This window comes from Arthrobacter sp. H14, assembly GCF_000520495.1.
Lineage (GTDB): Bacteria > Actinomycetota > Actinomycetes > Actinomycetales > Micrococcaceae > Arthrobacter_C.
Genome location: NZ_KI914621.1, coordinates 140,393 through 163,852, shown reverse-complemented (window position 1 = coordinate 163,852; position 23,460 = coordinate 140,393). Strand labels below are relative to the sequence as shown.

The 23,460-nt window shown below is 62.4% G+C and carries 24 protein-coding genes and 1 pseudogene; 11 read left to right on the top strand and 14 right to left on the bottom strand.

Going from position 1 to position 23,460, the window contains the following annotated elements:
- The first annotated feature begins 68 nt into the window (after positions 1-68).
- Positions 69-1,313, top strand: coding sequence for a glucose-1-phosphate adenylyltransferase (gene glgC, locus Y707_RS23070; protein WP_035780060.1), 1,245 nt, complete (start codon positions 69-71; stop codon positions 1,311-1,313).
- Positions 1,314-1,320: 7 nt separating this feature from the next.
- Here glgC and Y707_RS0103045 read toward each other — a convergent pair whose 3' ends face one another.
- The 3 genes and pseudogenes from Y707_RS0103045 to Y707_RS0103035 form a co-directional block, all read right to left on the bottom strand.
- On the bottom strand, positions 1,321-2,172 hold the full coding sequence (locus tag Y707_RS0103045) for a transglutaminase family protein (protein ID WP_026533983.1): 852 nt from the start codon (positions 2,170-2,172) through the stop codon (positions 1,321-1,323).
- Positions 2,169-3,098 (bottom strand): annotated as a pseudogene (locus Y707_RS23065) (alpha-E domain-containing protein). The gene Y707_RS0103045 and the pseudogene Y707_RS23065 overlap by 4 nt, the downstream one beginning before the upstream one ends.
- 91 nt (positions 3,099-3,189) lie before the next feature.
- Positions 3,190-4,749 (bottom strand): circularly permuted type 2 ATP-grasp protein, encoded by a 1,560-nt coding sequence (locus tag Y707_RS0103035; RefSeq protein ID WP_026533982.1) that lies wholly within the window; start codon positions 4,747-4,749, stop codon positions 3,190-3,192.
- Between the two features lie 127 nt (positions 4,750-4,876).
- Between Y707_RS0103035 and Y707_RS0103030 the strand changes: the two genes are divergently transcribed.
- Positions 4,877-5,881 (top strand): YeiH family protein, encoded by a 1,005-nt coding sequence (locus Y707_RS0103030; protein ID WP_026533981.1) that lies wholly within the window; start codon positions 4,877-4,879, stop codon positions 5,879-5,881.
- A gap of 95 nt (positions 5,882-5,976) precedes the next feature.
- On the top strand, positions 5,977-8,595 hold the full coding sequence (gene pepN, locus Y707_RS0103025; protein ID WP_026533980.1) for an aminopeptidase N: 2,619 nt from the start codon (positions 5,977-5,979) through the stop codon (positions 8,593-8,595).
- A 3-nt stretch (positions 8,596-8,598) separates the two neighbouring features.
- Here pepN and Y707_RS28745 read toward each other — a convergent pair whose 3' ends face one another.
- The 6 genes from Y707_RS28745 to Y707_RS23050 all read right to left on the bottom strand — a co-directional run bounded on the left by Y707_RS28745 (position 8,599) and on the right by Y707_RS23050 (position 12,977).
- Positions 8,599-8,991, bottom strand: a complete 393-nt coding sequence (locus Y707_RS28745; protein ID WP_442853273.1) for a lipoate--protein ligase family protein — start codon at positions 8,989-8,991, stop codon at positions 8,599-8,601.
- Entirely contained in the window at positions 8,907-9,896 is a 990-nt protein-coding gene (gene lplB, locus Y707_RS23060) for a lipoate-protein ligase small subunit (protein ID WP_035780058.1), read from the bottom strand. Before lplB ends, Y707_RS28745 begins: the two co-directional genes overlap by 85 nt.
- Positions 9,897-10,045: 149 nt before the next feature.
- Positions 10,046-10,303: a type B 50S ribosomal protein L31 gene (locus tag Y707_RS0103015; RefSeq protein WP_026533979.1), complete on the bottom strand. Its 258-nt coding sequence runs from the start codon at positions 10,301-10,303 to the stop codon at positions 10,046-10,048.
- A gap of 84 nt (positions 10,304-10,387) precedes the next feature.
- Positions 10,388-11,236 (bottom strand): TrmH family RNA methyltransferase, encoded by an 849-nt coding sequence (locus tag Y707_RS23055; RefSeq protein WP_051441582.1) that lies wholly within the window; start codon positions 11,234-11,236, stop codon positions 10,388-10,390.
- Positions 11,237-11,243: 7 nt separating this feature from the next.
- On the bottom strand, positions 11,244-12,122 hold the full coding sequence (locus Y707_RS0103005; protein WP_442853272.1) for a sulfite exporter TauE/SafE family protein: 879 nt from the start codon (positions 12,120-12,122) through the stop codon (positions 11,244-11,246).
- 24 nt (positions 12,123-12,146) lie between these two features.
- Positions 12,147-12,977, bottom strand: a complete 831-nt coding sequence (locus Y707_RS23050) for an ABC transporter ATP-binding protein (protein ID WP_051441581.1) — start codon at positions 12,975-12,977, stop codon at positions 12,147-12,149.
- Positions 12,978-13,094: 117 nt separating this feature from the next.
- Between Y707_RS23050 and serB the strand changes: the two genes are divergently transcribed.
- Complete coding sequence (serB, locus tag Y707_RS0102995; RefSeq protein ID WP_026533977.1) at positions 13,095-14,015, top strand: phosphoserine phosphatase SerB; 921 nt, start codon at positions 13,095-13,097, stop codon at positions 14,013-14,015.
- Between the two features lie 222 nt (positions 14,016-14,237).
- Positions 14,238-15,059, top strand: coding sequence for a hypothetical protein (locus tag Y707_RS0102990; RefSeq protein WP_155852652.1), 822 nt, complete (start codon positions 14,238-14,240; stop codon positions 15,057-15,059).
- Positions 15,060-15,092: 33 nt separating this feature from the next.
- Here the strand turns inward: Y707_RS0102990 and Y707_RS0102985 are convergent, their stop codons facing one another.
- Positions 15,093-15,836, bottom strand: a complete 744-nt coding sequence (locus Y707_RS0102985; RefSeq protein WP_026533975.1) for an SDR family oxidoreductase — start codon at positions 15,834-15,836, stop codon at positions 15,093-15,095.
- Between the two features lie 97 nt (positions 15,837-15,933).
- A complete protein-coding gene (locus tag Y707_RS0102980) occupies positions 15,934-16,668 on the bottom strand; it encodes a beta-ketoacyl-ACP reductase (protein ID WP_026533974.1) in 735 nt (244 codons plus the stop codon).
- A 117-nt stretch (positions 16,669-16,785) separates the two neighbouring features.
- Here Y707_RS0102980 and Y707_RS23045 point away from each other — a divergent pair, with 117 nt between their 5' ends.
- Genes Y707_RS23045 through Y707_RS0102965 form a run of 3 tightly spaced genes read left to right on the top strand, consistent with a single transcriptional unit; the run spans position 16,786 to position 18,379 of the window.
- On the top strand, positions 16,786-17,304 hold the full coding sequence (locus Y707_RS23045; protein ID WP_081744575.1) for a DUF3099 domain-containing protein: 519 nt from the start codon (positions 16,786-16,788) through the stop codon (positions 17,302-17,304).
- Positions 17,301-17,546: a hypothetical protein gene (locus tag Y707_RS23040; RefSeq protein WP_035780056.1), complete on the top strand. Its 246-nt coding sequence runs from the start codon at positions 17,301-17,303 to the stop codon at positions 17,544-17,546. The genes Y707_RS23045 and Y707_RS23040 overlap by 4 nt, the downstream gene beginning before the upstream one ends.
- An 8-nt stretch (positions 17,547-17,554) precedes the next feature.
- Positions 17,555-18,379 carry an SURF1 family cytochrome oxidase biogenesis protein gene (locus tag Y707_RS0102965; protein WP_026533973.1) on the top strand — a complete coding sequence of 275 codons (825 nt, stop codon included), beginning with the start codon at positions 17,555-17,557 and terminating at the stop codon, positions 18,377-18,379.
- A gap of 24 nt (positions 18,380-18,403) precedes the next feature.
- Here Y707_RS0102965 and Y707_RS0102960 read toward each other — a convergent pair whose 3' ends face one another.
- Positions 18,404-20,002, bottom strand: coding sequence for an ABC-F family ATP-binding cassette domain-containing protein (locus Y707_RS0102960; protein ID WP_026533972.1), 1,599 nt, complete (start codon positions 20,000-20,002; stop codon positions 18,404-18,406).
- A 241-nt stretch (positions 20,003-20,243) separates the two neighbouring features.
- On the opposite strand from Y707_RS0102960, the gene Y707_RS23035 reads away from it, so the two are divergent.
- From Y707_RS23035 to Y707_RS0102945, 3 genes are read left to right on the top strand one after another with little or no spacing between them, the layout of a single operon-like run.
- The gene (locus tag Y707_RS23035) at positions 20,244-20,888 is read left to right on the top strand and encodes a biotin transporter BioY (RefSeq protein ID WP_081744574.1); all 645 of its coding nucleotides are present in this window, start codon (positions 20,244-20,246) and stop codon (positions 20,886-20,888) included.
- Positions 20,885-21,595, top strand: a complete 711-nt coding sequence (locus tag Y707_RS0102950; protein ID WP_026533971.1) for an energy-coupling factor ABC transporter ATP-binding protein — start codon at positions 20,885-20,887, stop codon at positions 21,593-21,595. The genes Y707_RS23035 and Y707_RS0102950 overlap by 4 nt, the downstream gene beginning before the upstream one ends.
- Positions 21,595-22,254 carry an energy-coupling factor transporter transmembrane component T family protein gene (locus tag Y707_RS0102945; protein ID WP_026533970.1) on the top strand — a complete coding sequence of 220 codons (660 nt, stop codon included), beginning with the start codon at positions 21,595-21,597 and terminating at the stop codon, positions 22,252-22,254. The genes Y707_RS0102950 and Y707_RS0102945 overlap by 1 nt, the downstream gene beginning before the upstream one ends.
- Positions 22,255-22,317: 63 nt before the next feature.
- On the opposite strand, the gene Y707_RS0102940 is transcribed toward Y707_RS0102945, so the two are convergent.
- Together Y707_RS0102940 and sufC are read right to left on the bottom strand one after the other, a co-directional pair.
- A complete protein-coding gene (locus Y707_RS0102940) occupies positions 22,318-22,647 on the bottom strand; it encodes a metal-sulfur cluster assembly factor (RefSeq protein WP_026533969.1) in 330 nt (109 codons plus the stop codon).
- A 40-nt stretch (positions 22,648-22,687) separates the two neighbouring features.
- Positions 22,688-23,455: a Fe-S cluster assembly ATPase SufC gene (sufC, locus tag Y707_RS0102935; protein ID WP_026533968.1), complete on the bottom strand. Its 768-nt coding sequence runs from the start codon at positions 23,453-23,455 to the stop codon at positions 22,688-22,690.
- Positions 23,456-23,460: the final 5 nt, after the last annotated feature.

The following is a 23,460-nucleotide window of genomic DNA, read 5'->3' as shown; positions in this document are numbered from 1 at the left end:
TGTGAAGACGTCGGGAGTAATTCCGATGGGTAACCGAGGCGCGATAAACGACAGTTCAGGAGTGCCGCATGGCGAGAAAAAAGGTCTTGGCGATAGTTCTGGCCGGCGGTGAGGGAAAACGGCTGATGCCGCTGACCGCGGACCGGGCAAAACCTGCAGTGCCCTTCGCCGGGAGTTATCGCCTCATCGACTTCGCACTCTCCAATCTGGTCAACTCGGGTTATCGCCAAATCGTCGTGCTGACGCAGTACAAGTCGCACAGCCTGGACCGGCACATTTCCGAGACCTGGCGGATGAGCACGCAGCTGCAGAACTACATTGCCTCAGTGCCCGCCCAGCAGCGGATTGGCAAGACCTGGTTTCTGGGCAGTGCGGACGCAATCTTCCAATCCCTGAACCTGATCCAGGATGCCGAACCGGACATCGTCGTCGTCGTCGGTGCCGATCACGTGTACCGCATGGACTTCGACCAGATGGTCGAGAAACATGTCGCCAGCGGCGCCTCGGCCAGCGTGGCCGCCGTCCGTCAGCCCGTGGAACTGGTGGATCAATTCGGAGTGATCGAAGTCGATCCCGAGCGCCCCGACCGCATCAGTGCGTTCGTGGAAAAGCCCTCCACGACGCCGGGACTGCCCGATGACCCATCACAGTTCCTGGCCTCAATGGGTAACTACGTCTTCAATACCGATGCGCTTGTCGAGGCCCTGCGTTTCGATGCCGAGCGGCTGGAAACGAAGCACGACATGGGCGGCGATATCGTCCCGCACTTCGTTGACCGCAACGACGCCGCCGTCTACGACTTCACCGAAAACATTATCCCGGGCTCCACCGAACGGGACCGCCAGTACTGGCGCGACGTCGGAACCATCGACTCGTTCTATGACGCGCATATGGACCTGATCTCGCCCCTGCCGGTGTTCAACCTCTACAATCTGCAATGGCCCATTTACACCCGGCAGTCCGTCTCTCCACCGGCGAAATTGGTGCACGGCGAGTCGACGCAGGGAGCAATATCGGACTCCATTCTCTCCAGCGGTGTGGTTATTTCCGGCGGCAGCGTCGATTCGTCCGTCCTCTCGACGGATGTCTTCGTTGCAGACCATGCGCAGGTTTACGGTTCCGTGTTGATGGACAACGTCAGGATCGGCGAAGGCGCTATCGTCAAGCGTGCAATCCTGGACAAGAATGTCCATGTGCCGGCCGGCGCCACCATCGGCGTCGATCCCGACCTGGACCGCAGCCGCGGCTTTACCATCACAGACTCCGGCCTCACCGTCCTCCGAAAAGGCCAGGTAGTTCCGGAAGAGAGCTAGGAGCCCGTCAGGCCAGCCGGGTGATTTCCACCGATACGTGCGGCTCCGAGCCTCCGCCACCGGAGAGGATTCCCTTCAACGGAGGTACATCCCGGTAATCCCGGCCGCGCGCCACGGATACATGGAAATCGCCCACAGGGCTGCCATTGGTGGGATCCCAGCCGCGCCACTCGCCGTCGTACCATTCAATCCACGCATGCGACTCCCCCTGGACGGTTTCCCCGATGCCGGCGCTGGGCCGCGGATGCAGGTAGCCGGAAACGTACTGCGCCGGGATGCCAAGCCCCCGGAGAACACCTATCGCAAGATGCGCCAGATCCTGGCAGACGCCCTTCCGCTCCAGCCAGGCTTCCTCGGCATTGGAGTGGACACCGGTCACGCCCTGGACGTATTCCATCTCGTCCCGGAGCCAATCGAACACGGCACGGGCAGCCTCGTACGGATTCTTACCCGCCACCACCTCGCGGGCCTTCTCCTGCACTTCAGCACCGGTGCTGCTTAACCTCGTCTGCGGGAGCCAATCGGCGAAATCATCGGTGATCCCCGGCGAATGCAACTCCTCCCAGTCGAGCAGTGCATCTTCCGAGATGACCGGGTCGCTGCGGAAAACCTCAACCGTCGTCGTCGCCGAAACGTCGAGCACCTCATGCGGAAACTGCATATCGAAGGTCGTCACACGGGTTCCCCAGTAATCGCGGTAATTACCGACGACGGCGTGGGTGGGCTTGATCTCCAGGTAGGACTCCAGCACCACCTGGTTCTGGTCCGTCAGCGGAGTCATCCGGGCCTCGTTGTAGGACATGCTCACGCGGTTGGCGTAGGCGTATCCGGTACGGTGCACAATGCGGAGTCTGGTCATGAAAGCTCACCCACCCAGGACAGGTCTTCAGCCTGCGAGAAGTACTTGCGTGAAATAGCGTCGGACGCCTGCGCCGTTGCCTTCTGCACACGTTCCATGTGTTCGGGCAGCTCAGAGAGCAGGTCATTGGTCTGATGGAACTCGAGGAAGGTGCGGGCCTGTCCGACGACGCGGCGTGCGTCATTGCCGAAGCCGACCCGCTAGTAGGAAGGTTCCAGGCTGGCCAGGCACTTCTCAGCGTCGCTGAGCGCGTAGACGATCGAGCGCGGAAACAGCCGGTCCAGCAGCAGGAATTCGGCCGCATGGTCGTCCCCGAAAGCCGCCTGCCTGGTCCGCAGGAAGGACTCGTAGGCGCCGGCGCAGCGGAGCATGTTCACCCAGGACATCGACGAGGACATCACGTCCTGGGTCGAGAGCATCCGTGCCGTCATGTCGGCCCGTTCCAGGCTGCGGCCCAGGACCAGGAACTGCCAGCCCTCATCATGGCTGACCGTGGTATCCGCGAGCCCGGTCACCATCGCGGTTCGTTCCAGCACCCAGTTACAGAACCGGTAGGTACCCACGACGTCCTTGCGGTGCTGGTTCAGTCCGTACCACGTCGTGTTCAAGCACTCCCACAGCGCCGATGACACGGTTTCCCGGGCACGCCGGGCGTTCTCGCGCGCGGCGCCCAATGAACCCGAGATCGACGTCGGACTTGTGCGGTCGTAGGCCAGCGATTGCAGCAGGTCATTCAACCCGAAATCTTCATCAGCCGAGGGTCGGGTCCCCATAATCGCCAGCAGATCCCGGGACACCTGATGCTGCTCGTTGGAGGGCATCTGGTTCAGGCGCTCCAGGTGGACGTCGAGGATGCGGGCGGTGCCATCGGCGCGCTCAACATACCGGCCGATCCAGAACAATGATTCGGCAATGCGGCTCAGCATGGTGCCACCTTTCCTCGATCGATACAGCCGGGCTTATTTACCCCGGCGGAGGACTTCCGAAGCGGCGCCAACCGCCGCCCCTTTCCGCCCGTCACTGGTCCGACTCCGACTGCCGGTCCTGCCAGTTGCTGTCAATCGGCCAGACGCTGGTGCGTTCACGGAGCCGGATGCTTGAACGTTCCGGAGCGCGTTCCACCGGGCCACCGGCGCCGTCGGCCAGCACCCACGTATCCTTCGATCCGCCGCCCTGGCTGGAATTCACGATCAGCGAGCCTTCCTTCATGGCAACGCGGGTCAGCCCGCCCGGTAGAACATAGACATCGTCGCCATCGTTAACCGCGAACGGACGCAGGTCCACGTGCCGCGGTCCGAATTTATCACCCGACATGGTCGGAACCGTGGACAGCTGCAGCACCGGCTGGGCAATCCAGCCGCGCGGGTCGGCCAGCACCTTGGCGCGGAGTGTATCCAGCTCCTCCCGGGAGGCGTCAGGACCTATGACCAGGCCCTTGCCGCCGGAACCATCGACCGGCTTAACGACCAGCTTGTCAAGGTTGTCCAACACGTACTCACGCGACTCGGGCTCCTCCAGCCGGTAGGTGTCAACATTCGGGATGATCGGCTCTTCATCGAGATAGTAACGAATCAGCTCCGGCACGTAGCTGTAGACCAGCTTGTCATCGGCGACGCCGTTACCCACCGCGTTCGCAATCGTTACCCCGCCCGCTCTGGCGGCATTGACGATTCCGGGGCAGCCCAGCATGGAATCCGAGCGGAACTGCAGCGGATCCAGGAATTCATCGTCGATGCGCTTATAGATCACATCCACGCGTTGTTCACCGGCCGTGGTGCGCATGTAGACGCGGTTTCCGCGGCAGATCAGGTCGCGGCCCTCGACCAGTTCAACACCCATCAACCCGGCCAGCAATGTGTGTTCAAAGTAGGCACTGTTGAAGACACCCGGAGTAAGTACGACGACGGTGGGATCCTCGACGCTCGGCGGCGCCGTTTTCCGCAAGGCCGACAGCAGCCGGCGCGGATACTCCTCCACTGGGCGGATCTGCTGCTGGCCGAAAGCCTCCGGCAATCCCTTGGCCATGGCCCGCCGGTTCTCCAGCACATAGGACACGCCGCTGGGAACCCGCACATTGTCCTCGAGCACCCGGAACGTGCCCTGTTCGTCACGGATCAAGTCGATGCCCGAAATCATCACCCGGACACCGCCCGCCGGATCAAAACCAGCCACTTCGCGGTGGAAATGTGCGCTGGAAGTCACCAGCTGGCGGGGGATGACGCCGTCGGCGACAACCTTCATGTTGCCGTAAACATCATTGAGGAAAGCCTCGAGTGTGCGTACCCGCTGGGCCACGCCGCGTTCGACAATGTCCCAGTCTGAAGCGGTGATAACGCGCGGAACAATATCAAGCGGGAACGGACGCTCCTCTCCGGCATAGTCAAAGGTCACGCCGCGGTCGAGGAAGGTCCTCGCCATCGAGTCGGCACGCGCCGTTACATCGGCGAGGGTCAACTCCCCCAAGGCTCCCGCGATCTGGGCATACGCCTCGCGGGGAACCTCGCCGGGAGTGAACATCTCGTCGTAGGCACGGGTTCGCTCTGCAGCATTCGAGTAGTCTTCGAAAAGGTCGGGCATGCTTTCAGCGTGCCACGGATCAGCGCGGAATACATCTCAATTCCACATCTCTTGTGCAAAATTGGTGCAATCGCCGCCGATCGTAGAGAGTAGGTGAGTGCGCATAAATCATCGTCCAGGAGCCGATGTGCCCGTCGGAGACGCCCCCACCCTCCGGACGCCGGTTTGGCCCGGCCTGCTGGCCTGCGCGGCCGCGGTCGCGCTCTCATTCCTCGTCCACGTGTTGGTTCCCGTCATCCCGGTGATGACCGCCGCCGTCGTACTCGGCATTCTGGCTGCCAACTTCCCGGGAACCGGGGCGCCCGTCCGCGGCAGGCTTAAACCCGGTCTTGGCTTTGCGGGCAAACATCTGATGCGTGCCGGCATCGTTCTGCTTGGTTTGAAACTGAGCGTGATCGACATTCTCGGACTCGGTTGGGCAACGTTCGCCGCCGTCGTCGTCATGGTTCTGCTTGCCTTCGCCGGTACCTATTTGCTGGCCAGGATTTTCCGGCTCCCCGGGGACCAGCCGGTGCTGTTGGCCTCGGGCTTCGCCATCTGCGGGGCTTCCGCCATCGGAGCGATGAGCGGCTCCCGGGGATCAAAGCAGGAGGATACGGTTGTCCCTATCGCCCTTGTCACGCTGTGCGGGACGCTGGCCATCGGTGTTCTGCCGCTGCTGATGCAACCGCTCGGGCTTGATCCGGTGCCCTTCGGACAGTGGGTCGGGGCATCCGTCCACGACGTCGGTCAGGTCGTCGCCACGGCGCAAACGGCCGGGACGGCAGCCCTGACTGCGGCCGTCCTCATCAAACTCACCCGGGTGCTCATGCTGGCGCCCATGGTGGCTGCCGCCTCACTCACCGCGCCGCGCACCGCAAGCGGCAAACGACCGCCTCTGGTTCCGCTCTTCGTCATCGGATTTATCGCCATGGTGGCCGTCAGGTCGGCCGGACTCGTCGGCGACGAAGTTCTGGCAGTTGCCACCATCGCGCAGGATCTGCTCCTGGCCGCCGCGCTCTTTGGACTCGGCTCCATGGTCCGGGTCGGCCAACTGTTCAGCCAAGGTGGAAAAGCCCTTACGACGGCGATGCTCTCGTGGTTGCTTATCGCCGTTTTGGGCTACGGAGTAGTACTGCTCATCCAGGGCTGAAGCGGATAGTACTGTTCCTACCGGCCGGTAGCAAGTGATGCTGCTGCCACCGGACGAAAGCAACAAGCGGCAACCGGACGTGGTTAAATAGCCGGGTGCAAAACGAAAATCTCAGCCGCGGTGAAGCCGCCAGCCGATCAAGCCTGATTTCCGTCCAGAGTTACGACGTCTCCCTGGACCTGAGGACGGCCCAGGACGCCGGCTCCCCCGGATTCACCACACAGAGTGTCATTACGTTCAACTCCTGCGAGGCTGGCGCCAGCACGTTCCTCGACTTCATTGGCAGCGGCGTGCACAGCATCATTCTCAACGGCCATTCCCAAGACGTCGAGCAGTGCGTTTCGGGCGCCCGCATCCACCTGCATGACCTTGCGGAGGAAAACCAAGTCACCGTCACCGGTACCGCGCTGTACAGCAGCAGCGGAGAGGGAATGCACCGCTTCGTCGATCCGGCCGACGGCAAAACCTACCTTTACACCCAATACGAACCGGCCGACGCCCGGCGGGTTTTCGCCAACTTTGAGCAGCCTGATCTGAAGGGTACTTACACCTTCCACGTCATCGCCCCCTCGGAATGGACCGTGGCGTCCAACGGCGCCGAGGCGGACCGGAGTGAACTCGCCTCGGCGACGGGTTTGAGCCGCTGGGACTTCGCCACGACCGAACCCATCTCCACCTACATCACATCCGTACTCGCCGGCCCCTACTTCAGCGCGCAGGATCACTGGAGCCGCACTTTCGACGACGGCGCAACGCTGGACATCCCGCTGGGGGTGTACTGCCGGGCATCCCTAGCCGACGCCTTCGACACGGGAAACGTTTTCGATCTGACAAAGCGTGGCCTGGACTTCTTCCATAATCTCTTCCAGTACCGGTACCCCTTTGGGGGGTACGACCAGGCCTTTGTCCCGGAGTACAACCTTGGCGCGATGGAAAACCCTGGCCTGGTGACCTTCACCGAAGCGTACATATTCCGTTCGCGTGCCACCGACGCCCAATACCAAGGCCGCGCAAACACCCTGATGCACGAAATGGCACATATGTGGTTTGGCGATCTGGTCACCATGTTCTGGTGGGACGATTTGTGGCTCAAGGAATCGTTCGCCGACTACATGGGGGCTCTCGCCGTCGCCGAAGCCACCGATTGGAAGAGCTCCTGGGTTAGCTTCGCCAACGGGCGCAAGGCGTGGGCATACCTGCAGGATCAACTGCCTACCACCCATCCCATAGTCGCCGACATCCACGATCTCGAGGCGGCGAAGCAGAACTTCGACGGCATCACCTACGCCAAGGGCGCCTCCGTCCTCAAGCAGCTCGTCGCCTACGTCGGATTCGATTCCTTCATCGAAGGATCAAGGCAGTACTTCGAGGACCACGCCTTCTCGAATACGTCCCTGAAGGATCTGCTCAGTGCCCTCAGCCGGTCCTCCGGCCGGGACCTCGGTGGTTGGTCGGAAAAATGGTTGCAGACCTCCGGCATCTCCACGTTGACGGCCGACGTTGAAGAGAACGACGACGTCATCACCGAAATGACGATTGTCCAGGATGCTGTGGACCCGGTCAGCGGCCAGCAGCAACCGCGGCCGCACCGTCTGAAGGTCGGATGCTACAACTTCGATGGGGACGCGCTTGTCCGCACCGAAAGCGTCGAACTGGATGTTTCCGGCGCAGGAACGACCGTTCCAGAGCTCGCCGGAAAAGCGCGGCCTGCGCTGCTGCTCGTCAATGACGAAGACCTGACGTATGCCAAAGTACGTTTCGATCCAGCTTCGCTGAGTACGGTCCTGAATCATTTGCGCCAGGTCGAAGATCTGATGGCGCGGGCACTGTGCTGGTCGGCATTGTGGAATATGACCCGGGACGGAGTGCTGCCGGCACAGCAGTATTTGGCCGCCGTGGAGCGGCACGCCCCCGGGGAAACGGACATCGGCGTCCTCCAGAACCTGTTGCTGAATGCGCGCGGGGCCATCGAGCGTTACACCGCCCCCGCCATCCGCGATGATGTCCGCGAGCATCATCTTTGGGTACTGGTCGAGCAGCTTCAGGCGGCCGGAAGCGGCAGCGACCAACAGCTTGCCTGGGCCCGCGCGGCCGCTACCCTCAGCCGCAACACGACCACCTACGCTGATTACTTCTCCGACCTGCTCTCCGGAACAGCCGCTGTCGAAGGATTGACGCTGGATGCCGAACTGAGATGGAAGTTCCTGCAGGCGCTCGCAGCGAACGGACGTGTTTCCGAGGAACAGCTCAAGGAAGAACTGGCGGCCGACAACACGGCATCAGGCCGGGCCGGTTACACCAGCGCCATGGCAGCCCGTCCGGACGCCGCGGTTAAGGCCGCTGCCTGGCAGAGTTCCGTGTACGGCAATGAACTGTCCAATGAACTTCTGAGCGCCACCATCGACGGGTTCAACGAAGGTCCGCACGCACTGCTCGACCCCTATGCCGGGAAGTACTTCGAAGTTCTTGACCACGTGTGGGATGACAAGAGTATAGAACTGGCCAGTCGGGTCGTCCGGGGGCTCTTTCCCGCCAGTCAGGAAATCACCGCCGGGGAAGAGCCCGCTGACCATCCGGTAATCCGGACGGCCGACAAGTGGCTGGAGACGCACAGCGGTTCGCCCACAGCGCTCCGCCGCATTGTGATCGAGCAACGTGACCATCTCCTGCGGGCCTTGACAGCACAGGCTGTATCCGCGGCGGCCGCCACATAACGGCTATGGAACCCGCGCCAGCCATTCCTCTGTACCGAACTTGGTGGCGACCCTGGCCTCGGCGCTCGCCATCTCGTCATCGGTAACTTTTGATTCACCGGCGCCGTAGCGGGAGGTAAACGTGTCAATCATGGTCTCGATAATGTCCTGGCGCGACATCCCTGTCTGCCGGCGAAGCGGATCGACGCGTTTCTTGGCGCTGGTTGTCCCTTTGTCGGACAGTTTTTCCTTGCCGATGCGCAGGACGTCGAGCATCTTGTCAGCGTCGATGTCGTAGGACATGGTCACGTGGTGGACCATTCCGCCATTGCTCAAGCGCTTCTGCGCCGCGCCGCCGATTTTTCCGTCCTCGGTCGCGATATCGTTGAGCGGCTGGTACCAGGCTTTGATGCCCACATCCCTGTCTGCCGGCGAAGCGGATCGACGCGTTTCTTGGCGCTGGTTGTCCCTTTGTCGGACAGTTTTTCCTTGCCGATGCGCAGGACGTCGAGCATCTTGTCAGCGTCGATGTCGTAGGACATGGTCACGTGGTGGACCATTCCGCCATTGCTCAAGCGCTTCTGCGCCGCGCCGCCGATTTTTCCGTCCTCGGTCGCGATATCGTTGAGCGGCTGGTACCAGGCTTTGATGCCCATCTCATGCAGAGCTGCCATCACCCAGGTATCCAGAAACGGGTACGAATCAACGAAACTGATCCCGTCGACGAGTGTCTGCGGGATATACAACGAGTAGGTGATGCAGTTGTTGCCCTCCATGAACATGGCCCCGCCGCCACTGATGCGGCGGACGACTTTGACGCCATGCTTCCGGGCGCCATCCGGGTCCACTTCATTACGGAGGGACTGAAAACTTCCGATGACGACAGCGGGCTCTTTCCACTCCCAGATCCGGAGAGCGGGATTCCTGCGGCCTGCACCCACTTCTTCGGTCAAAACCTCGTCAAGGGCGACATTGACCTCGGTTGGCAAGGCGCGGGGACGAATGACGTCCCATTGGTGGTCTCCCCAGCCTGTGGCCTTCGCGAGGGCGCGGCGGACCGCGACGGCAACAGCTTCGGGCGAGAATCCAAGCATGGATACGTCCGGCCTAAGCGCCCCTCCGATGGCGGTGGAGATGTCCTTTGCCGAAGCATCCGCGGACATCCCGGTTAAGGCAGAGTTGATGTCTGCGAGGGCGCTGTCCGGTTCGAGGAAAAAGTCCCCGCTGATAGAGACGTTGGCCAGCTGAGCGCCTTCAACGTCGAAATCCGCCACGACGAGTTTGCCGCCGAGGACCTTGTATTCACCGTGTGCGTGTTCCATGGGATCCGTTCTATCCGAAGCTGCACCTTTTGGGAAACCAATATGGCTAGCCGTGCTGGCGCATAGGCATTGACGCCATCGTTCCGGGCACCGGGTTAACCAAAAAACAGACCCGGGCAGATGCCCGGGTCTGTTTTCGAAAAACATTGCTACTTCTTGCCGCCGAAGCCCTTGAAACGTGCGTTGAACCGCTCAACACGGCCAGCGCTGTCCATGATGCGCTGCTTGCCGGTGTAGAAGGGGTGCGACTCGGAGGAAATCTCCACCTCGATGACCGGGTAGGTGTTGCCGTCTTCCCATTCGATCGTCTTGTCGGAGCCGACAGTGGACTTGGTCAGGAAGGAGGTGCCGGAGGCCAGGTCGCGGAAAACGACGGGCTCGTACTTGGGGTGGGTATCAGTCTTCACAGTTATACCTTCTGTAGTTGCCTGGATTTTGCCAGGCACTGTTTGCGGAAGTTTATAGACGGCCAGTATGGCCAGCAATCCAGTCTAGCGCTTTTGCCCGGGTATCACGAAACCCGGCTGCACTGCTCCCCGTGGCCGGCATTCCCAGAAGGCGACCGCGCTCGCGGCAGCCACGTTGAGCGAATCCACTCCCCCGCGCATCGGTATCCGCACCGACAGATCCGTGGCCGCGATGGTTTCCGGCCGCAGGCCGTCGCCTTCGGTACCCAGGACGAGGGCGAGTTTTTCATGGTTCATCGCGCTCAGCCCGTCCACGCTCAGCGACCCGGCGCCCGGGGCGAGCGCCGCCGTCGTAAATCCATGTTCCCGCAGCAGATCCAGTCCGCCCGGCCAATGCTGTAGACGCACCCAGGGAATCTGGAATACCGTTCCCATGCTTACCCGGATGCTCCGCCGGTACAGCGGGTCGGCACAGCGCGGGCTGATCAGGACAGCATCGACGCCGAGGGCCGCGGCGGAACGGAAGATCGCGCCGATGTTGGTGTGGTCGGTGATGTCTTCGAGCACGGCGACACGGCGGGCGGAGTTGAGCACCTCAGCCGGAGCCAGTTCAGCCGGACGGTTCATGGCAGCCATGGCTCCGCGGTGCATATGGAAACCGGTGATTTCCTCCAGCACCGCGTCGGTTCCGACGTAAACGGGAACCTCCGGGTACGCGGCGAAGACGTCGGCGAGACCGTCGAGCCATTTTTCCGCCAGGAAAAACGACCGGGGTGTGTGTCCGGCATCGAGGGCACGCCGCAGCACCTTGGAGCTTTCGGCGATGTACATGCCCTCGGCCGGCTCCCGCCGTCGTCGTAGTTTCACATCGGTGAGCTGGATGTAATCGGCAACCCGTGGGTCATCGGCGGTGGTTAAGTAGTGGATCGTCATGCGCAGGTTAGCCGTTGATGAGGTTGGCGATCATTACACCGAGTGCGACGAGGCCGAGGACGACGATAACCGAGCGCAGTAACACCGGCGAAAGCCGCCGTCCGACTTTGGCTCCCGTATAACCGCCGATCATTGAACTGACAGCAATCAGCAGGACCACCACCCAGTCGATGCGCTCGAAGGCGAAAATCATGTAGGAGACCGCCGCGATCATGTTCACCGACAGGACCAGGACATTCTTCATGGCGTTGGCGTTCTGCATGGTTCCGGCGAGGAAAATACCTAGAATCCCAACCACAAGTATGCCCTGGGCTGCAACAAAGTAGCCGCCGTAGACGCCGGCAAAATAAATGAGCAATATCAACGCGAAAGGGTGCTTGCCGGTGGAAGGTTCCGACGGCGAAGCAGCGGCTTTTCGCTCGGCACGCCGCCGGACCCAGCGTTGCAGCTTTGGCTGGAAAACAACGAATCCGAGCGACACCACAATCAGGATCGGGGCGACGATTGCAAAAACGTAGTCCGGCAGATTAAGCAGCAGCGCCGCGCCAGTGATGCCGCCAAGCACGGAGGCTGGAAGGAGTTTTGCCAGTGTCCGGCCGAGGCCCTTAAGTTCGCGTCGGTAACCATAGGCGGCCGTGGCATGGCCCGCTATCTGTCCCATGGCGTTGCTGATCGTAGCCACGACGGGGGCATAGCCAAGCGCAACCAGGACCGGGAATGAGACCAGCGTTCCTGAGCCGACGATCGCGTTGATGGTGCCTGCCCAGAGGCCGGCAAGGAGGATAATTCCCGTGCGTAGGAAGTCAATGTCGTAGGCGTCGATGAGGCCGGTGAAAACTTCCCACAAATTTGTGATCAGGACAAAGAAATCGCTCAGAATTTCCATAGATTTGGTATATCCGAATCCGCGCTACAACAGTGCGGCCCGAGCGGACCCACTGCCGGCAGCACCTGTCCGCGACGCTGCCGTAGCAGTGAAGCGGCCGGCATCGACGTGAACGTCCAGCTCCAGCCCGAAGGTGGTGCTGAGGTGCTCGCTGGTCAGCACGTCGTGCAACGGTCCCGCAGCGACGACGCCGCCTTCACGCAGGAGCATCGCGTGGGTGAAACCGGCGGGAACTTCCTCAAGGTGATGCGTCACCAGCACAATGGCGGGTGATTCGTCATCGCCAGCGAGGGCGCTCAGCCGCTGGAGCAGGTCTTCGCGTCCGCCCAGATCCAGGCCGGCCGCCGGCTCGTCAAGCAGCAGCAGTTCGGGGTCGGTCATCAGCGCCCGGGCAATCTGCACCCGCTTGCGTTCGCCCTCGCTCAGGGAAGCGAAGGTGCGGTTTGCCAGATCTGAGACGCCCCAGTCTTCAGCCAGTTGACGGGCACGCCCCTCGTCCATCCGGTCATAGTCCTCGCGCCAGCGTCCGGTCACGCCGTAGGCGGCAGTGACGATGACGTTGAGGACCGTTTCATGCCCGGGAATCTGTGTGGCGAGCGCCGCGGAAGCGAGTCCGATCCGGGGCCGCAGCTCAAAAACGTCCACCGCGCCGAGGACTTCCTCGAGGATTCCGGCGACGCCTTTCGTGGGGTGCATGCGTGCGCCGGCAATCTGCAGGAGGGTCGTTTTGCCAGCGCCGTTGGGGCCGAGGACAACCCAACGTTCACCTTCTTTGACCTGCCAGTCAATACTGTCCAGAAGCGCCTTGCCGCCGCGTATTACGCTGACAGAAGCCAATTCGAGAACGTCACTCATAGGACTAGACACTAGGCTAAAAGCGGTTGGATTGGCTAAACGCTACGCCGATAGCATGGAGATTCCCCTGCGCGGCGATTGGATGCTGCCTCAATCAAGATCGGACCCGGCACACGTATGAGTGAACTGTTCAGCGCCGTAAGCTATGGCGAAGCCCTTCCGGCGGAGTTTCTCGGTTCCGTCGACCTCGCACTAGGCTCCGCTGGCGCACGGTTGTTGACGGAAAGCCTGGCGGACCGCGGGGACTATGTTGTGCGGACCTTGGAGATTGAGTACGACGGCGGCCCGGCAGTTCTGCGCCGCGCGCTGGCGGACGCCGTGGTTCCCGCCGGAGCAAACGGAACATCCGCGGTCAACACGTACACCGCCGTCGTTCCCCGTTCCCTGAGGGAAGCAAAGCGAAAGCTGTTAATTATGGACGTGGATTCCACACTCATTCAGCAGGAAGTCATCGAACTCCTCGCCGCCCATGCCGGTGTTGAGGAGGAGGTCGCTGCGGTGACGGAGGCCGCGATGCGCGGCGAGCTCGATTTCGCCGCCAGCCTGCATGCGCGGGTTGCCACACTGGAGGGCCTGCCGGCGACAGTTGTCGACGAAGTGCGGGCCGCAGTCCGGCTCTCCCCCGGGGCCAGGAGGCTGATCGCGTCCTTCGCGGCGGGCGGGCACGTCGTCGCCGTCGTCTCCGGAGGCTTCAGCCAAATCCTCGATCCGCTGGCGGAGGAGCTGGGTCTGGACTTCGCGCAGGCGAACCTGCTGGAGGTCGACGGCGGCAAGCTGACCGGAAAGGTCCTCGGCGCCGTCACGGACCGCGTAGCCAAGGCCGAAGCACTGCGGCGTTGGGCACGGCAGTCGGATGTTCCGCTGGAACACACCATAGCCATCGGGGACGGTGCGAACGACCTGGATATGCTGGCGGTTTCCGGGTTTGGTATTGCCTACAACGCCAAACCAGCTCTCCGGAAGGCCGCCGACGCAGAGATCAACATCCCGCAGCTCGATGTCGCGGCGGCAATTGCCGGGGTCGACTACGCCCGGTAGGCACCGCACCACGCCAATCGGACCATGATAATCCAGTCGGTGGATCAAAGCGCCGGTACTCTGAGAGCACTCAGGCCGACTCTGCGGCCCTGCCGCCGCCAGCTGCGGCAATTTCAGCTCAGTAACCACATGGGGGTAATGGGAATAATGGTGCAACATCTACTGAGGAGGCGTAACTGTACTCTTCACACCGCTGATGTCGTTGAGCGTCTTGGACTTCTGGTGCCGTGCATCGCCGAGGAGGACAGACCGGTTCGGCCGGCCGAGTTGGCGGATTGGATCTCCGTTGAGGCCGAGGACGACCCTGAGATCGACAAGCACGGCTGGCTGGTGACATGGGACGATGAGGTCAAGCTGCTCGTTCGCCCCGATCACGACGACCTGGCGGACTTCTTGGGAGAGCAGGTCGGTGTCCGCTCGGTTGTCCAGCTCGACCGTGAAGTGGTTGTCGTTGAGGGGCCCCGATTGTGTGCGGATGGACTGCGCGCAGCCGTTATGCAGGCCGTCGCTGCTGCCAACAGGAGAGCCCATGACCCGCATGCTAAGGATCAGCCGGGAGCCTCGGCCGGAGGAGACGCCGTAGCCCCGGCCGACACAAATCCCGCTGCTCATGCAACTCCGTTGGCTCCGGCGGAGGGGCTTCCCGAAGAGGATGACGTGTGTCTGCTGGTCACCGGGGACGCGACCAGCGATGGCCGGAGAGTCCAAATATGGGTCAACCGGAACGGCATCCTCATCCTGCCCGCCGGCACCATCCCGCACGGTCCCTTGGATGACAGCGAGAACCCACGCTTTCAGCGCGCCGCGGTTACGTTTGATCGCGCCGTCGAACTCGCCGAGCGACATGCGGGGAGATGGTTGCCCTACTCCTCCCTCAGTCGTGCAAGTCTGCTGGAGCCCGGGCGGCTGTTCCGCCGGTGGACAGCCACCGTCATCGAGAAGAGCGGCAATTCTGTCACCTTGAACTGGCGGGGAAACCAGCGGCACGGGATGTTGTTCGGAGTGTGCGCCGTCATCTGGGGCGGCCTCGGCAAGACAGACTGAACGCCCCAAAATGGGACGGGCCAAGGCCCTCCTCTATTTCGCGAAGTAGTCCGCTCCCCCAACGTATTCGGTATGGCCCGTTTCGGCTTCCATCGTGACGGCTTTGGCAACCTCGGCGGCGAACTCCTCGACCGAGTACAGCCGGCCCGCCTCCTGGCGCCGTGCTTCGATTGCGCCGGGGCTTGAGCGGTCAAGCAGCCGCGAGGTGACGGTCCCCTCGATCATGTCGCCGGAGACGACGATGAACGAGATGCCCTTTTCCTCCAAGGCGGGAACGAGTTCACGCAATGCGTCCTCGCCGGCACGCTTGCTCCTGGCCACCGGCTCGTATTCAGGCATGGTGGGAACGGTGTTGATGAAGTGTGCCTGGTGGCTGGTCACGAAGACCACGCGCGAGCCGGCGGGCATATGCTCGATGGCGGCGTTGAGGGTGTTGACCTGCGCGTCACGGTTGAGCTTGAGCGCGTAGTCCTCCCCCATACCGGTTTCCATCCCGCCGGAGGCATTCAATACCAGGACATCCAGGCCGCCAAAGTTCTCCAGCGCTGCACCGATCAGGGAGTCGACACCCTCGGCTTGCGTCAGATCCGCACCGACAGCGACAGCCTTGCCACCGGCTTCTTCAACAGCAGCCACAACTTTGTTGGCCCGCGGAGCCTTTTGCCGGTAATTGACGACGACGGCGGCACCCTCACCTGCCAGCAGGGTTGCCACCTCGGCACCGATCCCGCGCGAGGAACCGGTCACAACTGCTGTCTTGCCATCAAGCTTGCCCATAAAAGCCCTTCTTGTAGATATCCGTCAACCGTCTGAGTCTGCCAACCATCATGCCAGCCCTTGCGGCCGGAATACGTTGTAGGAAACGCACAAACTCTTAGTGACCCATCCCGAGTCCACCGTCGACCGGGATGACCGCACCGGAGATGTAGGCTGCCTCGTCGCTTGCGACCCATCGGACTACCTTGGCGACTTCTTCCGTTTCGGCGAAGCGTCCGGCCGGGATCGAGGAGAGGTAGGTCTTCTGCGTGTCTTCGGGCAGTGCCGCCGTCATTTCGGTGTTGATGAACCCAGGAGCAACCACGTTGGCTGTGATATTGCGTGATCCCAATTCCCTGGTCAGCGAGCGGGCCATGCCGATCATGCCGGATTTCGAGGCGGCATAGTTGATCTGGCCGGGCGAACCATAGAGGCCGACGACCGAGGAAATCAGCACCACGCGGCCCTTGCGAAGCCGGATCATACCCTTGCTGGCGCGCTTAATCACGCGGAAGGCGCCGGTGAGGTTAGTATCCACCACGCTGGAGAAGTCGTCTTCGCTCATCCGCAGCAACAAGGTGTCCTTGGTGATGCCTGCATTGGCCACCAGCACCTCGACCGGCCCGTGCGCCTGCTCAACCTCGGTGAACGCGGCGTCGACCGAGGCAGCGTCGGTCACGTCGGCCTTGACGCCGAGGAAGCCCTCGGGAACGTCTCCGCTGCGGTAAGTGATGGCAACCCTGTCCCCGGCCTCCGCGAACGCCTTGGCAATCGCCAGACCGATCCCACGGTTCCCCCCGGTGACCAAGACGCTCCGTCCGGTGTTTCCGCTTTCCTGCTGACCATCCTGCATTCCATACCTCCGGGATTGACTTCGTGGGTTATCCCCAAGATCCTAGCCGCCGGACGCCGTCGACTTTAACTACGACGCCGGCAGTGAGAGAATTGGAAGGTCCCCCTTTGGAGCGTGATGAGCAGAAGACCACACGGTAAGACTGAACGAGATCCCGACGTTCACAGCATCACCGATGCACGGGTGCCCCACACAGACGAGATGCGCACGCGGATGATCAAGTACTCGGTCTCCATGGGTATCCGCGTGGTATGCCTGATCCTGGTGTTCTTTACCAGTGGTTGGTTGCAGTGGGCGTTTATCGCCGGCGCGGTTCTCCTGCCCTACTTCGCTGTCATCATTGCCAACGGCGGCAGTGACACCAGCAAGCTGCAGCACAGCGATTCTCTGCTGGAGGCGCCGCCGGCGCGCGAACTGGAGGCTGGCAGTACGGACGCCGCGGGCGACGCGTCGTCCAGCAGCGACCGTGACAGCGGAGAGGACACGGACGGCGTGGTGGAAGGCGAAGTTGTCGACGACGACGTGCCGCCCGCCCCGGAAGAAGAAGAAGCAGAAGAAGCAGCACCAGAACCACCTTGGATAGAACCAGAGCATACGGAACAGCACGACGGGCAGGAGCACCGCCACACATTATGAGCTTTCTCGACTCGCTCTCCGGCGGCCCCCAGACGCAGGGGCCGGAACGGACGACCTGCTCCCGCAAGGCCTGCCGCAACACGGCTGGCTGGCAGCTGCTGTGGAACAATCCCAAAATCCACACTCCCGACCGGCGGAAAATCTGGGTGGCCTGCGACGAACATGTCGACTGGCTCCAGGACTACCTGCAGTTGCGCGGCCTTTGGAAAGAAACCCTGCCTTTGAAGCATGAGGAAGGGTAGCTCACGACGTGTACCGATTCCTCTTCACCCCCAAATGGTTGGGGTGGTTCGCACTTGTCATCATCCTCTCGCTGGCCTGTGTGGCCCTGGGCATGTGGCAAATGGACCGGCGGAATGAGGCTGTGGCCGAGGTCGAGAAGATCGAAGGTAATTACGACGCTGAGCCCTTGGACTTCGCGCAGGCCCGCCAATACTTCAAGGAATTTGATCCGGCACGGGAATGGACACCGGTAACCCTTGAGGGAACGTACGACACCGAGAACCAACGAGTGGTGCGCAACCGGCCGCTGAATGGCCGCCCCGGCTATGAGGTGCTGGTGCCGTTGCGCCTGGAGAACGGTTCCACCGTCATTATCAACCGCGGCTGGCTGCCGATCGGAAATGATACCGCCGGCCGGCCCGACGTCGTGCCGCAGCCCGCAGAGGGCACTGTGGAGGTCACGGCGCGGCTGAAACCGGCGGAACCGCAACTCGACCGTGGTGCACCCAAGGGGCAGCTCGCCTCCATCAACCTCGATAAGTTCACCGGGATCCTGGACTATCCCGTCTACACAGACGCCTACGGGCTGATGGCAAGCGAGGACCCGGCTGCCGCGAGGACGCCTGTGGCGCTGGGCAAGCCCGATATCGACACCGGGCCGCACTTGTCCTACTCGATGCAGTGGTTCGCCTTTGGTGCGCTGCTGTTTGTTGGCTACGGGTACGCCGCCCGCCAGGAGACGATGGTCGATGTGCCGCTCAGTGACCGGAACGGCCGCGGAGCCCGGGAGAACCGGAAACCCACCGCCGAACAGGAAGAGGACGCCCTGCTCGACGCGCAGGGGTACCACTGACCGCCGTCGTCGTGGCCGCGGCTCCTACGCCAGGCTGACAAGGTCCTGGTACTCGGCATTCCAGTGGTCCTCGATGCCGTCCGGCAGCAGCACCACCCGTTCCGGGTTCAGCGCCTCAACGGCACCCTCATCGTGCGAGACCAGGACGACGGCGCCGGAGTAATTGCGCAGTGCCCCCAGTATTTCCTGCCGGCTTGCCGGGTCCAGGTTGTTGGTCGGCTCATCCAGCAGCAGCACATTGGCCGAGGATGCCACGATCGTGGCCAGCGCCAGCCGGGTTTTCTCCCCACCGGAGAGCACCCCTGCGAGTTTGTCCACGTCATCGCCGGAGAAGAGGAATGATCCGAGCACATTACGCACCTCGGCATCCTTCAAATCCGGTGCGGCCGAGCGCATGTTTTCCAATACAGTGCGGCCGGTGTCCAGCGTCTCATGCTCCTGAGCGTAGTATCCGATCTTCAGGCCATGGCCGGGAACAACCTCACCGGTATCCGGATCCTCGACCCCGCCGAGCATCCGCAGCAGAGTGGTTTTGCCCGCGCCGTTGAGTCCGAGTATGACGACCTTCGAACCGCGGTCAACGGCGAGGGTGACATCGGTAAAAATTTCCAGTGAGCCGTAGGATTTGCTCAGGCCCTCCGCGGTGAGCGGGGTCTTGCCGCAGGGCGATGGGTCGGGGAAGCGCAGCGCGGCCACTCGATCCTGCGCCCGAACGTCGTCGAGTCCGCTGAGCAGCCGTTCGGCGCGCTTGGCCATATTCTGCGCCGCGGTGGCCTTGGAGGCTTTTGCACGCATCTTGTTCGCCTGGTCCATCAGGACGCCGGCCTTCTTCTCCGCATTGGCCCGTTCCCGCCGTCGGGCCCGTTCATCGGTCTCGCGCTGGAGCTGGTAACGCTTCCAGTTCATGTTGTAGATATCGATCACGGAGCGGTTCGCGTCGAGGTAGAACACCTTGTTGACGGTGCTTTCCATCAGTTCAACATCGTGGCTGATCACGATCAGACCACCCTGGTGAGCCTTGAGGAAGTCACGCAGCCAGACGATGGAGTCCGCGTCCAGGTGGTTGGTCGGCTCATCGAGAAGCATGGTGTCGGCACCGGAGAACAGGATGCGCGCGAGTTCCACACGGCGTCGTTGACCACCGGACAGGGTTTTCAGCGGCTGTTCCAGGATCCGCTCGGGCAGTGAAAGATTGGAAGCAATGGCTCCGGCCTCAGCCTCGGCGGCATATCCCCCACTGCTGAGGAACTGGCTTTCGATCCGGTCGTACCGGCCCATCGCTTTGTCCCGGACGGCGGGATCGTCGCTGGCCATTTCCGCCTCGGTTTGGCGCAGTTTCCGGGTGACGACGTCGAGGTCCCGGGCGGAAAGGATCCGGTCACGGGCCAGCTGCTCAAGATTTCCGGTGCGCGGGTCCTGTGGCAGGTAGCCGATCTCGCCGGAACCGGAGACATTGCCAGCGGCGGGAACACTCTCCCCGGCGAGCACGCGGGTCAGGGTGGTTTTACCGGCGCCGTTGCGGCCGACCAGGCCAATCTTGTCCCCTTTGTCGATGCGGAATGACACCCCGTCCATCAGCAATCGTGCGCCGGCGCGCAGCTCGAGGTTGGAGACGGTAATCACAAAGGGGCCTTTCACAGACAATATCGGGCGTTGAGTCCCTTGTTCAGGGCCATGAGCAACCTTTCCATTCTACCGGGATGAGTTTAACCAGCAAACATAGTATGAAGGGGCCCCCGTGGAACCGACGCAGATGACTTTGTAGTACTTCTACAATTGCAACCTCGCGTGGCGACGCTATTCTCTTTAGGGACACGGTTAGACATTGTCGGATCACTACAGCGTCGAACAGCAAGGAACACCCATGCCAAACCCCATTCACAGCAGCCGGACTCAATCCGTTCACGATGGTGCCAATCATCCGGTTCAGCACGGCAGTCGCTCATGGAATGCCACAGATCTGTCGCTGATTGCGGTTTTCGCCGCCCTGACGGCTGCATTCGCCTTAATGCCTGCCGTACCGATCGGGGCAGTAGGTGTGCCGATCACCCTGCAAACGCTGGCCGTAATGCTCACCGGTGTGATCCTCGGCCCGGGCCGCGGCGCTGCCGCCATCGGGCTCTACCTGGCTGCCGGACTCGCCGGTCTGCCAATCTTCGCCGGCTTCAGCGGCGGGTTGGGTGTGCTGGCAGGTCCCTCGGCCGGGTACCTGATCGCCTTCCCGCTGGCCGCCGCGGTGGCAGGCTGGCTCGCGGGAGCAGTTCTAAAGCGGGCGCGGCGGATGCGCTATCTACTGGTCTTCCTGGCCTGCATGACCGCTTCCCTCCTGGTCATCCACCCACTGGGTATCGCGGGGATGATGGTTAACCTGAACCTGGATCTTCGCACCGCTGTCCTGGCCGACATTGTGTTCCTGCCCGGAGATGTCATCAAGAACCTGGTCGCAGCGGCGATGGTCCTGACCGTCTACAGGGCATTCCCCCGGTTGTTGGACCGTACCGGCGCGTGAGCCTGGTTTCCTTCGACGGCGTTTCGGTTTCCGTCCCCGTCCCAGGGCAGGACCGGAAGCAACTGCTCTCCGGCATCGATCTCCGGCTGAACGAGCCGCGGATCGCCGTCATCGGCGCCAACGGGTCCGGCAAGTCCACTCTGCTCAGACTGATCAATGGGCTGATCGTCCCGAGCCGCGGCGAAGTGACAGTCAATGGGCTGAGCACGCGGAGCCAGGGCTCCAAGGTACGCCGCCGGGTGGGATTCGTCTTCACTGATCCCTTGTCCCAGCTGGTGATGCCGACAGGCCGGGAGGACGTAGAGCTGTCGCTGCGGGCCGGCGTTCGGGACAGGTCCAGCCGTCACGCTGCTGCGGAACGGGTGCTGGCGGATTTCGGCCTGCTGGAGCTTGCCGACCAGAGTATCTATGACCTCTCGGGCGGTGAACGCCAGCTCTTGGCGCTGGCCACCGTCCTGGCCGTGTCTCCGGAGATCCTGGTGGCCGACGAGCCGACGACGCTGTTGGATCTGCGCAATGGAATCCGAATCGGCAGGCTTCTGGAGGAACTGCCGCAGCAACTGATTTTCTCCACACACGACCTTGACCTCGCCGCCAGAGCCGACCGGATACTGGTCATCGACGACGGAAAGGTGGCCTACGACGGCGGCCCGGAGGCGGCCATCGGCTTCTACCGGAAGCTGGCGTCCGGCGGAGTGCAACACTAATGCGCGGCCATGCCCACCTGCTCGGTGCTTATGTACCGGGTCAGTCGCTTCTGCACCGGGCACCGTTGTGGCTGAAGTTCACCGCCGTCGTAGTGTTGTCGGCCCTTGTGCTGGGACTGCGGCAACTGGAAGTGACCCTCGTCGTCCTCGCACTGGTGCTCGCGGCGGGGCTCCTCGCCGGCCTTGGCGCCGGTACTGTATTGCGCCCGTTCCGGGCTATGGCACCGGTTTTGCTGGTGCTCGGCGCGTTCCAGTGGTGGGCGAACGGGCTGGAGGTGGCCGCCGTCGTCGTACTGGACATCCTGACCTGCGTACTGGCTGCCCGGCTGCTGACACTGACCACCACCGGCCAGCGGCTGCTCGATGGCATGGTCTCCGCAGCCAAGCCCTTCCGGTTCCTGGGGGCCGACCCCGAGCGGTTCGGCCTGACGCTGTCACTGATGGTGCGCAGTATCCCCTACCTGCTCGGCTCGGCAGTGGACGTGCGCGATGCAGCCAAAGCCCGCGGCCTGGAGCGCAGTCCACGTGCCCTGCTGATGCCGGTGATCATCAACGCCGTCGCCTACGCACGGCAGACCGGTGAGGCGCTTTCGGCCCGGGGGCTCGGAGAGAAGCACCCCAAGCAAACCGCAGATGCAGGTGCCAAGCCGGAATCCTAACTGCTTAAATGCTGAAGGCCGGTGTTCAAAAAACACCGGCCTTCAGCCCTGCAAAGGGTGCAACTAGATGTTGAACCCGAGGGCACGCATCTGGTCGCGGCCGTCCTCGGTGATCCGTTCCGGACCCCACGGCGGCATCCAGACCCAGTTCAGGCGCCATTCATCGACGACGCCGTCAAGGCACTGGGCGATCTGCTCTTCCAGGACGTCCTGCAGCGGGCAGGCCGCGGTCGTCAGGGTCATGTCGATCAGCAAGGCGCCATCTTCGGCATATGTGATGCCGTAGATCAGGCCAAGGTCGACGACGTTGACGCCCAACTCGGGGTCAATCACATCTTTGAGCGCCTCTTCGACGTCCTCAAGGCTGGTCTGTGCTGCTTGTACTTCAGCCATTTTCGCCCTCCTGGTTCCGGGGGTTGTAAGTATCTAAATGCTACGCGGTGACAGCGTCGGACGCATCAAACCGGTCGTAGCCTTCGTCTTCCAGCCGGTCGGCCAGCTCAGGGCCACCCTCTTCGGCAACACGGCCGTCGATGAAGACGTGGACGAAGTCCGGCTTGATGTAGCGCAGGATCCGCGTGTAGTGGGTGATGAGAAGGGTACCCATGTTGCCTGCCCCCTGGGCGCGGTTGACGCCCTCGGAGACAACCTTGAGCGCGTCGACGTCGAGGCCGGAGTCCGTCTCATCGAGGATAGCGAAGCGGGGCTTGAAGAGTTCCATCTGAAGGATCTCAATCCGCTTCTTCTCGCCGCCGGAGAAGCCTTCGTTGACGTTACGCGAGGCGAAGTCCTCTTCGATCCGCAGTTGGGCCATGGCCGCCTTGACGTCCTTGGTCCAGGTCCGCAGTTTGGGTGCTTCGCCGTCGATCGCGGTCTTGGCGGTGCGCAGGAAGTTGGTCATGGTCACGCCGGGGACCTCGACCGGGTACTGCATGGCCAGGAAGAGTCCAGCGCGGGCACGCTGGTCAACGGTCATGGCCAGCACATCGTCACCGTCAAGGGTGATGGAACCGCTGTCCACGTTGTACCGCGGGTGCCCGGCGATGGTCGATGCCAGGGTGGACTTGCCGGAGCCGTTGGGGCCCATGATGGCGTGTGTCTCGCCGGTGTTCACGGTGAGGTTCACACCTTTGAGGATCTGCTTGGTTCCCTGCTCCGTCTCAATACTGACGTGCAGGTCCCGAATCTCAAGAGTAGACATTGCTC